The 10980-nt window shown below is 67.8% G+C and carries 7 protein-coding genes; 2 read left to right on the top strand and 5 right to left on the bottom strand.

Annotated features, from left to right (window positions below; genetic code table 11):
- Positions 1–521: 521 nt before the first annotated feature.
- From Q8Q83_RS02125 to Q8Q83_RS02115, 3 genes are all read right to left on the bottom strand, one after another.
- On the bottom strand, positions 522–3257 hold the full coding sequence (locus Q8Q83_RS02125; protein WP_305620711.1) for an Ig-like domain-containing protein: 2736 nt from the start codon (positions 3255–3257) through the stop codon (positions 522–524).
- Positions 3258–3419: 162 nt separating this feature from the next.
- Positions 3420–3695, bottom strand: a complete 276-nt coding sequence (locus Q8Q83_RS02120) for a hypothetical protein (protein WP_305620709.1) — start codon at positions 3693–3695, stop codon at positions 3420–3422.
- A gap of 134 nt (positions 3696–3829) precedes the next feature.
- A complete protein-coding gene (locus Q8Q83_RS02115) occupies positions 3830–5182 on the bottom strand; it encodes a sigma-54 dependent transcriptional regulator (protein WP_305620707.1) in 1353 nt (450 codons plus the stop codon).
- Positions 5183–5359: 177 nt separating this feature from the next.
- Here Q8Q83_RS02115 and Q8Q83_RS02110 point away from each other — a divergent pair, with 177 nt between their 5' ends.
- Together Q8Q83_RS02110 and Q8Q83_RS02105 are read left to right on the top strand one after the other, a co-directional pair.
- Entirely contained in the window at positions 5360–7054 is a 1695-nt protein-coding gene (locus Q8Q83_RS02110) for an ExeA family protein (RefSeq protein WP_305620705.1), read from the top strand.
- A gap of 6 nt (positions 7055–7060) precedes the next feature.
- Positions 7061–7810, top strand: coding sequence for a general secretion pathway protein GspB (locus tag Q8Q83_RS02105; RefSeq protein WP_305620703.1), 750 nt, complete (start codon positions 7061–7063; stop codon positions 7808–7810).
- Between the two features lie 27 nt (positions 7811–7837).
- Here Q8Q83_RS02105 and Q8Q83_RS02100 read toward each other — a convergent pair whose 3' ends face one another.
- Both Q8Q83_RS02100 and Q8Q83_RS02095 read right to left on the bottom strand, forming a co-directional pair.
- A complete protein-coding gene (locus tag Q8Q83_RS02100; protein WP_305620702.1) occupies positions 7838–9163 on the bottom strand; it encodes a sigma-54 dependent transcriptional regulator in 1326 nt (441 codons plus the stop codon).
- On the bottom strand, positions 9156–10976 hold the full coding sequence (locus tag Q8Q83_RS02095; RefSeq protein ID WP_305620713.1) for an ATP-binding protein: 1821 nt from the start codon (positions 10974–10976) through the stop codon (positions 9156–9158). Before Q8Q83_RS02095 ends, Q8Q83_RS02100 begins: the two co-directional genes overlap by 8 nt.
- Positions 10977–10980: the final 4 nt, after the last annotated feature.

Here is a 10980-nt window from a genome sequence, read left to right as displayed (position 1 = left end):
GGCGAAGCGTGCAGGCAATAAAAAGGCTATGTCTCTGTTACGGGTTTGCGCAGCTTTTGTAGGGTGGGTTAGGGGCGCAGAACAGCGTTGGCAAATCGACTGCAGGGCTTGCGCGCCACGTAACCCACCAAGCGCTGATAGGCCTGCCCCGGTGCAGCCGATTTGCTACCAGCAGATAGCACCTAGTCATGCGCCGAACTCGACAGCATGGGTATCGCTGCGCTCGACCCATCCTACGAAATATCGCGGCCCAGGCTTCCCCTTGGTGATGGCTGGCCGGACTCCGCTCTGCCATGGGGCGCCGGGTTGGCGAGCGACTGCGCAGAATTGGCCATAAGACGGCCTGGGCGCGAGTCTGCGCTGCAGCGGACGCGGGCCCGGGGGATTGGCTCGGTGAACATCCCGCCGCGCTGGCAGGCCGGCCTAGGCCGCTGGCCAGAGGGCGTGTTGCTCGGTGCGGGAATGCTGGGGATGACGCCTGAGGTCCGCAGACCCCAGGCGTCGGATGCGCGGCGGAACGATCAAGGCTTGCCCTTGCCGCCCCCGCCGCTGGACTGCAGACTGATGGAGACGATGGCGCTGGCACTCGCCTTGCCGTCGCTGATGCTGTAACTGAACTGGTCGCTACCCTTGAAGCCTTTCACCGGGGTGTAGATCAGGGTGCCGTTGCTGCCCAGCTTGACCGCGCCCTTGCTGCCCTGGCCGAAGGCGCTGATGGTCAGGGCGTCGCCGTCGCTATCCAGGTCGTTGGCCCGGACGGCGATGGTCACCGCGGCGGTGCTGCTGAGCACTACCGTGTCGTTGTTGGCCACCGGTGGGCTGTTGCTGCTGAGCGGGTTGTCGACCACATAGGTGGCGCTCGCCGTGGCGCTGGTGCTGTTGCCCGTGGCGGTGGAGCTGATGGCATAGAAACCGTCAGTGGCGCTGCTCGGCGAGGTCACGGCGAGGCTGACACTGCTGCTGGCGCCAGGTGCCAGGCTCAGGCTGCCGGGCAGGCTGGTGGTCCAGCCGGAGGGCTTGCCGGCCGCCAGGCTGAAACTGCTGCTGGAGCAGCCGGCGCTGTCCTTGTTGCTCACGCTGACGCTATAGCTGTAGCTGCTGCCGGCCACCAGCCAGGCGCTTTGCGCCGGGCTGACGCCGATCTGCGGGGCGCTGCGGGTGCAGCTGACCTGGTCGCCGCCGCCGCCGGTGAGGTCGACGCTGACTAGGGCCTGGCTGCTGTCGGCCCATTCGGTGGTGAGGCTGACGCCGGCGGCGCTGTCGCTAAAGCTGCGCCCGGCGGTGATGGCCGGGTCCTTCATGTCGACGAAGGTGCTGCCGGCGGTGGTGTCCAGCAGGTAGCCGCTGTTGCCGTTGCTGGGGCTGGCCTGGCGCAGGGCGATGCCGCTGAACACGTTGTTCGGGTCGATCACGCCGCGATCGGTGAGCTGAGCGTCGAAGCCCAGCGGCTTGCGCAGCTCGGCGTAGTAGTAGCTGGGGCTGCCGCTGGCATCCAGGCCCTTGGCGATCTTCAGCACCTTGGCTGCGCTGGTTCTCACGCTGGCCGGCTGCAGGGTGAAGCTGCCGCTGCTGCTGACGGTGACCAGGTTGCCGCTGCCCAGCCAGCCCAGGCGTTCCTTGTGGAAGCCGTTGAAGTGCCCGACCGTGCCGGAGTAACCCATGATGTCCAGGGTGTCGCCGTATTCCTGGCTGGCGCAGCTGGCGCCCAATGTGGTGTCGCCGCAATCCAGGGCATGGGCGTGGTACAGGCCGAGGTTGTGCCCCAGCTCATGGGCCACGGTGCGCAGGGTCAGGCTGTTGTGGATCCAGGTGCTGGAGGGCAGGGCGCCGACCTGACCCATGCCGCTGTAGCCGCAGACGTTCTGCGGGAAAGCATAAATGAAACGGTCGTACAGGCTGAGGTTGTAACCACCGGCCTGGGCCGCCTCCTTGGCGTAGCGCTCGATGGCGAAGCCATCGCAGACGGTGCTGTCGACCGGGATGGTGTACCAGCCGGCGACGTTGCCGGTCAGCCAGGTCTGCTGGTCGGAGTTTTCCAGGTAGAAGGCGCTGACCGTGCCGAGTACCAGGCTGCTGGCCTGGCTCGGCGTCCAGGGCATGACGCTCGGCGCATCGCGGAAATTGACCAGGATGACCAGGGTGCGCTGGGCGCCGGTGGTGTTGGGCAGGTCATAGGCCAGGCCGCTGCCATCGCCGCTGGCCGTGCTGCCGTCGGCCAGCTGCAGGGCCTGCTGGTCGTCGGCCAGCAGCAGGTCGCCCTGCATCGCACCCGGCTGCGGGTCATCGGACAGCAGCAGCCAGCCCTGGGCGATTACGGCCAGGCCGCTGCGCCAGTTCTGCGTGAGCTGGCCGAAGTGCAGCTCGAAACGTTCGCCAAAGGGGGTCTTCAGTTGGTGGCGCAGTTTGGTCGTGCCGTCCTCGTAATCCTCGTAGAGCACTTCCAGCTCGCCTTGCAGGTCGAGGCGCTGTTCCAGGCGGGCCAGCACCTCGGGTGGCATGCCGGTTTGCTTGTCGTCCGGGATCAGCGACTGCAGCACGGCGCTGGGATGGTCCTGGACCAGCTGACCGAGCAGGGTGCGGCGCTGGCTGGCCTGCTCGACCAGTTGCCGGCGCAGGGCATCGCGGGCCGGGCCCTCGGCGCGCAGCCAGCGCTTGTGCAGGGCCAGCAGGGCCTGGCTGCTGTTGCCGGCGGCCTCGCGCGCGGCGGCCGGGCTGAGTTCGCCGGGAATGGCGGCCGGTGCCGGCAGCTGGCTGGGGTGCAGCAGCGATACCGCCCACTGCCCGCTCGCCGCCCAGCTCTGGCTGAATGCGCCGAAGTCGAGGCTCAGGCGGCGCTGGCGGCCGCTCTGCAACAGCAGGGTTTGCGCCACCCGGTCATAACCGACCAGCACGCCGTAGCCACCCGCGAAGCGCAGCAGCACCGGGGTGCCCGCCGCGACCCGGTGCAGCAGGTCGGTCAGGTTGGGTTGCAGGGGGGCCACCAGCAGGCCTTGCGCCTGTGCCTCGGCGACTATATTGGCGGGCAGGTTCGCCTCTTCCTGCGGCAGCTTCAGGGCCCGGCTCAGCTGCGCCGGGTCGCCCGGCAGGCCCTGCTGCGCCAGCAGCGCGGCCAGGGCGCCGGGAGCGCCCTGGTAGCTGTCGTCGGCGAAGAACGGCACCTCGCTCAACTCGACCCGCTCGGGCAGTTGCGCGATGACTGGGGAAACCTGGGGCCGGCTGACGCAGCCGGCCAGGATCAGGAGCAAGGCCGACAGCATGGCAGCGACCTGCAGCTGTCGACTGGGAGTGAGTCTTAGCCAGAACATCTTCGGACCCTCGTTCGGGGCATCAGGCGGCGCCTGCCGCGCGTGCGTAACCGGCCGTAGGTGAATTACGCCGCACTGCGCCTGCCAGCCGGAACCAGGCGGGTGGGTTTCGCCCTAGCCGGGCGGGTGCTGTGCCCCGTGGGCGGCGGGGCCTCTCCAGATTGGCCCTGCGCCGTTCTCGTCCCACAGCAGGATCAGCGGCAGGCCGCGGCGGTTGCGCAAATAGTCGATGCGCCGGTGGCGCTGGCACCAGCTGGTAAAGGGCGGTTCGCTGAACACAGGAAAACTCTCCACGCCCTCTTCCAGGCATGTGCCGGACATATCCCTGGCGCCAGTACTTCTGCGCTCTGGCGTCTGCAGGTCGGTAGCGCGACGACCTCGTTCGAGCATGGGTTTCTCTCCATAAGCAAGAGAATCCATGCAGGGAGTACGCCAAGCCGGGTCGATGGCGTATTTACTGGCCTTCCAGCGGTGCGGCGTCATGTCATCCGGGGCTGTTGTAGCGTGGACGTTACAGCCCAGGCTCAACGAATGCCGTATTTGTCCATCATGCGGTAGAGGGTGACGCGCGACACCCCGAGCAGTTTGGAGGCCTGCGAGACATTATTCAGCGAGTGGTTCAGGCAGTTGCGCACCGCCAACTCCTCGGCATGGGCGCGGGCCTGCTCCAGCGGCACCACTACGTTCAGGCTATGGCACTCTTCCAGGCCCAGATCCGCCGCGCTGATCATGCGGTTCTCGCTCATCACCAGGGCGCGGCGGATGCGGTTGATCAGCTCACGCACGTTGCCCGGCCAGCTGTAGCTGAGCATCGCCTCGAGGGCTTGGCGGGTCAGGCCGCGGGAGTGGGTGCCGTACTCCTTGCTGAACTTGTGCAGGAAGTAGCGGGCCAGCAGCTCGATGTCGCTGCCGCGCTCGGCCAGGCGCGGCACCTGGATGCTGAGCACATTGAGGCGGTAGTAGAGGTCCTCGCGGAAGGTGGCGTCGATCACCGCCTGCTCCAGGTTGACGTGGGTGGCGGCGATCACCCGGGCGTTGACCAGGATGCTCTGGTTGCCGCCCAGGCGTTCGATGGTCTTCTGTTCCAGGAAGCGCAGCAGATAGACCTGCATCTGCGGCGGCAGGTCACCGATTTCGTCGAGGAAGATGGTGCCGTTCTGCGCCGCCTCGATGCGCCCGATCTTGCGCTTGTAGGCGCCGGTGAAGGCGCCCTTCTCGTAGCCGAACAGCTCGGCATGGATCAGGGTTTCCGGCAGGGCGCCGCAGTTCACCGCGACGAACTGCCCCTCGGCCTGCAGTGAGCGCTGGTGGATGGCGCGGGCGATCATCTCCTTGCCGACCCCGGTATCGCCGCGGATCAGCACCGGCGCCTCGACCCCGGCGACCCGGCGGATCTGATCGAAGATGGCGAGGAAATGCTTGCTGCCGCCGACCATCTGGAACTCTTCCACCGAACTGAAGGTTTCCTGCTCCAGGGCGCGCAGGCGCGACATGCCATCCAGGTGGCCGAGGGCCTGCTTGAGGTGGCTCAGGCTGCCATCCAGCGGCAGCGAGAAATAGTCGTAGAAGTGCTCGTAGATCAGGCGGCGGAAGTCCTGCTTTTCCAGCGCCTCGTGCTGGATCAGGGCGAGCCAGGCCAGGTGCTCGTCGCCGTCGAGCAGGGTCTCGATCGGCTCGAACTGTGCCTCGGTCAGATCCGGCAGCAGGGCGATACCGACCCGGTAGCTATTCTGTTTGAGCAGCCCCTGGGCGCTGCCCAGGGTGGTGACCCGGTCGAACACCCAGTCCTGCAGGTGCAGCGGGGTGATTTCGCTGGACAGGTCGAGCAACAACGCACGACGGGGCCGCTCGGGTTCCAGGGAGGTGAGTGCGGACATGTGTTAAGTCCTTGAAACAGTAGCGCGACACTGCTACTACAAATGGATGATCCTCTTTACATAGTGTAGATCGGAGTGGCCATCCGGCTGTTACGCCGACGAAAGGAGGGGGAGTCGCGGGCGGACAACTGCGGTTCGGGCTTCTATAGTCTCTGTAGACTGCGAGGCTCGACTGCCATGTACAGCAACTACTTCGGCTTCTCCGAGATGCCCTTCACCATAGCGCCCAACCCGCGCTACCTGTACCTGAGCGAGCAGCACCGCGAGGCGCTCGCCAGCTTGCTCTATGGCATCAACTGCAACGGCGGCTTCGTGCTGCTGACCGGCGATGTCGGCACCGGCAAGACCACGGTGTGCCGCTGCCTGCTGGAGCAGCTGCCGGAGCACACCGAAGTCGCGGTCATCCTCAACCCCAAGTACAGCATCACCGAGCTGCTGGAAGCCATCTGCGACGAGCTGAAGATTCCCCGCCCGCACGGCGGCCACCGCATCAAGGGCTATATCGACGCGCTCAACCAGCACCTGCTGGAGGCCCATGGCCGCGGGGTCAACACCGTGCTGATCATCGACGAGGCGCAGAACCTCGGCCTCGATGTGCTGGAGCAGATCCGCCTGTTGACCAACCTGGAGACCAGCAGCCAGAAGCTCTTGCAGATCATCCTGATCGGCCAACCGGAGCTGCTCGCCACCCTGGGGCGTGCCGAGTTGCGCCAGCTCGATCAGCGCATCACCGCGCGCTACCACCTGCGGGCCTTGTCCCGCGCCGAGCTGCCCACCTATGTCGGCCACCGTCTGGCCGTGGGCGGGCGCGATGCGCCGCTGTTCAGCCGCGCCGCGCTGCGCCGCCTGTACCGGCTGACCGGCGGCGTGCCGCGGATGATCAATGTGATCTGCGACCGTGCGCTGCTGGGCGCCTATGTCGAACGCCGGCACCGGGTCAACTGGTGGCTGCTCAACCGCGCGGCGCGCGAAGTGCGCGGCGAGTTCGTCGCCTCAGGGCCGGCAAGGTCGCGCTGGCACTGGGCGCTGCCGGCCATGGCCGCACTGCTGGTGCTGCTGGGTGGCTTCCTGGTGCCTGGTGGTCGCGAGTTGCTGGCCTTGATGCGCCCCGCCCCCGACCCGTTGGTGCTGGAAGTGCCGCCAGTGGCCGCGCCTGAGGCGCCGCCCGCCCCGGCCGTGCTGGAACTGCCGCCCAGCGGGCAGCTGCAGCCGAGCCCGTCGCCCTCTGGCCCGGCTCAGTGGCAGTGGCCGCAGGGCACCGACCTGGCGGCCACCGAGGTGCTGGCCTATCGGCGCCTGTTTCGCCAATGGGGGCTCGACTTCGACCCGCAGCAGGCCCCGGTGCTCTGCCGTTTCGCCCGTCTGCACGGGCTGGACTGCCTGCAGCTACCGGCCAATCTCGACGAGCTGATCGGCTTCAACCTGCCGGCGGTGATCCGCCTGCACAACGCCAACGGCCAGCGCTTCCACGCCACCCTGGTGGGCATCGACCAGCAGGCGGGGCAGGCGACCCTGGAGGTCGCCGGCGAAACGCGCGCGGTCGCGCTGGACGAATTGCGCAGCTGGATGGACGACACTCAGCTGCTGCTCTGGCGCTTGCCGCCGGGCTACCAGGAACCCTTGCGGCCGGAGAGCAGCAGCCCGGTGGTGCAGTGGTTGGCGACCCGTCTGGCGCAGCTGCAGGGCCGCGCACTGCCGCGCGTGCTGCAGCAGCGCTACGACGAATCCTTGCAGTTGCAGGTGCTGGCGTTTCAGCACCAATACCAGTTGGCGACCGATGCGGTGCTGGGGCCACAGACCCTGATCCGCCTCAGCAGCCTGACCGAAACCGGTATTCCCCTGCTGACCGCTGCCGAGGCGGACTGGGAGTGAGGCACGATGTCCTACATACTCAACGCGCTGAAACAGTCGGAAAGCCAGCGCAATCTGGGTGACGTTCCCCATATCGACACCGCCCAGGAGCCGAGCAGCCCTTACCGTCCGGGGCGCCGCAGTTCCTGGCGCTGGGCGGTACTGGGCGTCAGCCTGATTCTGTTGCTCGGTCTCGGCGGGCTGTGGCTGGCCAACCGCCCCGCGCCACCCAGCGCGGCGGCGCCGCTAGCCACGCCGCTAGCGATGCCGGCCGAGGCTCCCCTGGCCCTGCCCGCCGAATCGCCGTCTGCCGAGCCGCAGGCCCCCGGCCTGGCGCAGCTGCAGAATATGGCCGGCACGCGTATTCAGCTGGACGACCAGCCGCCGCCGTCAGCCCAGCCAGCGACCGCGCCCATAACCCTGGAGCTGCCGGTGAACAGCGGGCGCGTGGCCGCGCCGTCGGTGGCCGCGGTGGAACGCGAGCGCCCGCAGGCGCCGCCTATACCATCGCGGCGCGACGCAGAGCCGGACCAGGACATCCCGAGCGGCGTCAGCCACTGGAAAATGCTGCCTGCCGCTGCGCAGACCGAGTTGCGCGAGCTGGGCATCAACGCTCATGTCTACTCCTCGGATAGCAGCGCCCGCTTTATCCGCGCCAAGGGTCGCAGCCTGCGCGAAGGCGATCGGCTCAGCGCCGCGCTGCAACTGCAGCAGATCACCCGCGCCGGGATCATCTTCAGCTACCAGGACGGCCGCTACTGGATGCGCCTGAACTAAGCGGCCAGGGGCGGCGTCTGCCGCGCCCTAGTGCAGGCCGTATTTTTTGACCTTATCGAACAGCGTGGTCTTGGCCATGCCCAGGGCTTGGCTGGCCTGGCTGAGGTTGCCGGCGTGGCGCGTCAGGGCGTCGCTCAGCAGGTTGCGTTCGAAGGCTTCCACCGCCTCGGCAAATCCCGGCTCGTTGTTGTCCGGTGCGGCGCCGCTGTGCTTGAACACCGGCAGGCCGAGGGCGAAGCGTTCGGCGACGTTGCGCAGTTCGCGCACATTGCCCGGCCAGTCGTGGGCCAGCAGGGTGGCGCGGGTCTGCCGGTCCAGCTCGGGCACGGCGCGGTCGAAACGCAGCGCCGCCAGCTGGAGGAAATGCTCGAACAGCAGGGCGATATCTTCGCGCCGTTCGCGCAGCGGCGGCAGCTCCAGGCACACCACGTTGAGGCGGTAGTAGAGGTCGCTGCGGAACTGCCCGGCCTTGCCCTGCTGCTCCAGGTCCGCCTTGGTCGCGGCTATCACCCGGCAGTCCACCGCCACGCTCTGGTTCGAGCCGAGGCGCTCCAGGCTGTGTTCCTGTAGCACCCGCAGCAGCTTGATCTGCAGGTTCAGCGGCATGCTCTCGACCTCGTCGAGAAACAGCGTGCCGCCATTGGCGTGCTCGATCTTGCCGATGCGCCGCTTGCTCGCGCCGGTAAAGGCATGGGCCTCGTGGCCGAAGATTTCGCTCTCGAACAGGTTCTCCGGCAGGCCGCCGCAGTTGAGGGCGACGAAGGGCTTGGCCTGGCGCCGGCTGAAGTCGTGCAGGCAGCGCGCGATTAGTTCCTTGCCGGTGCCGGTCTCGCCTTCGATCAGCACATTGGCCGCGGTATCGGCGACGTTCTCGATCAATTCCCGCAGCTTCTCCATGGCCGGCGAGTGGCCGATGATGCGTTGCTCCAGCGCCTGGCGGCCGGCCAGCTGACGGCGCAGCGTCGACACCTCGCGGGCCAGGCCGCGCTGCTCCAGGGCGCGGCGGCAGGCCTCGACCAGGCGCTCGGGGGAAAAGGGTTTCTCCATAAAGTCGTAGGCGCCGTCGCGCATGGCCTGCACCGCCATGCCGATATCGCCGTGGCCGGTGATCAGCAGCACCGGCAGGCTGGGGTCGCGTTGCTTGAGGCGTTGCAGCAGTTGCAGGCCGTCGATGCCGGGCAGGCGGATATCGCTGATGACGATGCCGGCGAAGTCCGAGTCTATGCGCTGCAGGGCTTCCTCGGCGCTACCGACGCCGACGCTGGGAATATCCTCCAGGGCCAGGGCCTGTTGGCAGCCGAGCAGTACATGGGGGTCGTCCTCGACTATCAGTACGCTCAGCGGCTCATTCATCGGGGCTGTTCTCCTGGCGGGCAATGACTATGGGCAGGCTTAGCTCGAAGGCCGTGCCGCCGCTTTGCGGGTGTTGCACGCTGAGGCTGCCGCCGGCGGCCGCGGCCAGGCTGGCGGACAGGGTCAGGCCCAGGCCCAGGCCTTTCTCCCCGGGTTTGGTGGTGAAGAAGGGCTCGAACAGGTGGGCGCGCACGTCCGCGGCTATGCCGGGGCCATTGTCGCGCACGCTCAGCAGATAGCGCTCGGCGTCGACGTGGCCGCTCAGCCAGAGCTGGCGATCGGCCTGTTCGCTGATGGCATCCAGGGCGTTGGCGAGCAGGTTGACCAGGATCTGCTCCAGGCGGGTCTGGTCGATGGCCAGGCGGGTATCGGCCTGCTCGTCTAGATAGTCGCGATGCAGCTGCGGGCGTTCCTCTTGCAGGCGGCTGTCGAGGAGGAACAGCGCGGCTTCCACCGCCTGCCCCAACTGGGCTTCGCCGCGGTCGCCGCCACGCCGAGCGAAGGCGCGCAGGCTGGCGGTGATCTTGCCCATGCGGTCGACCAGCTCGGCGATGGTCTGCAGGTTGCTGCTGGCGACATCCAGGGCGCCGCGGGCGAGGAAGCGCACGGTGTTGCCGGACAGGGTGCGCAGCGCCGCCAGGGGCTGGTTGAGTTCATGGGCGATGCTGGTGGACATCTGCCCGATCACCGCCAGCTTGCCGGCCTGCACCAGCTCGTCCTGGGCCTGGCGCAGGGTGGTTTCGGCCTGCTGGCGTTCGCGCACTTCGGCCTGCAGGCGTTGGTTGCTGGCTTGCAGGTCGGCGGTGCGTTCGGCGATCTTGCGCTCCAGTTCGTTGTTGGCTTGCTCCAGCGCCTCGCGGGCGGCCAGGCGGGTGGCTATCACCTTGCGCCGCTGGTTGAGCGCCAGGCCGAGAAAGATCAGCAGGGCGCAAGCCACGGCGGCGAGCATGGCGTGGCTGATGGCGGCGCGGCGTTGTTCCTGCAGCGGAGTGAGCAGGGTCAGGTGCCAGGCGGTGTCGTCCAGCGGGCGGCTCTGCGCCAGATAGGAGATAGGCCCGGCGGCTGGATCGCTGGCGGCGAAGCTGACCTGCTCGATGCCGGCGCCCAGGGTTTTGCGGCTCAGCGGCTGCAGTTCTTCCAGCGCCCACCAGTGGTATTGCAGGCTGCGCGCCAGGCGCTCGCGGGTGTTCGGCCCCAGCGGGCGCACGGCCTTGAGCCGGCGCGCCGGGTTGCTGGAGAGGATGATGATGCCGTTCTCGTCGCTGACGTAGGCCTCCAGGCGCGCGCGCTGCCAGCGTTGCTCCAGGGCGTCGAGGCGCACCTTGACCACCGCCACGCCGATGATCCGCTCGCCGCTCTTGAGGCCGTGGGCCAGGTAGTAGCCGGGTTCGCCTGTGGTGCTGCCGATACCGTAGAAGCGCCCCGGTTTGCCTTGCACGGCGTCCTGGAAATAGGCGCGGAACGCCAGGTCCTCGCCGAGAAAGCTGGTGGGTTCGCGCCAGTTGCTGGTGGCCAGCACCCGCCCGGAACGGTCCAGCACGTAGATGGCCAGGCTGCCGCTGCGCTGGTTGAGGCCTTCCAGGTAGTCGTTGACCTGCTGGCGGCGGTAGGCGGTGGGCGTCTGCAGCAGGCGGCCGACGCTGTATTCCAGTTCCAGCAGGCTGGGCAGGTAGGTGTACTTGGTGATCTCGCTTTCCACCGCGCGGGCGTTGAGCTCCAGCTGGCGTTCGCCGTTCTCGCCCAAGGCGCGGATGCCGAAGCGCTCGCTGATGCGATAGCCCGCGTAACCGCAGCCGAGCACCAGCAGGAGCATCAGC

This window comes from Pseudomonas sp., from assembly GCF_030696055.1.
Lineage (GTDB): Bacteria > Pseudomonadota > Gammaproteobacteria > Pseudomonadales > Pseudomonadaceae > Aquipseudomonas.
This window is presented reverse-complemented; position numbering and strand designations above follow the sequence as displayed.

Coding starts and splice junctions, on each gene's coding strand:
- Q8Q83_RS02095 (WP_305620713.1), bottom strand. CDS start 10,976: ATGCTCCTGCTGGTGCTCGGCTGCGGTTACGCGGGCTATCGCATCAGC.
- Q8Q83_RS02120 (WP_305620709.1), bottom strand. CDS start 3,695: ATGCTCGAACGAGGTCGTCGCGCTACCGACCTGCAGACGCCAGAGCGC.
- Q8Q83_RS02100 (WP_305620702.1), bottom strand. CDS start 9,163: ATGAATGAGCCGCTGAGCGTACTGATAGTCGAGGACGACCCCCATGTA.
- Q8Q83_RS02105 (WP_305620703.1), top strand. CDS start 7,061: ATGTCCTACATACTCAACGCGCTGAAACAGTCGGAAAGCCAGCGCAAT.
- Q8Q83_RS02110 (WP_305620705.1), top strand. CDS start 5,360: ATGTACAGCAACTACTTCGGCTTCTCCGAGATGCCCTTCACCATAGCG.
- Q8Q83_RS02125 (WP_305620711.1), bottom strand. CDS start 3,257: ATGCTGTCGGCCTTGCTCCTGATCCTGGCCGGCTGCGTCAGCCGGCCC.
- Q8Q83_RS02115 (WP_305620707.1), bottom strand. CDS start 5,182: ATGTCCGCACTCACCTCCCTGGAACCCGAGCGGCCCCGTCGTGCGTTG.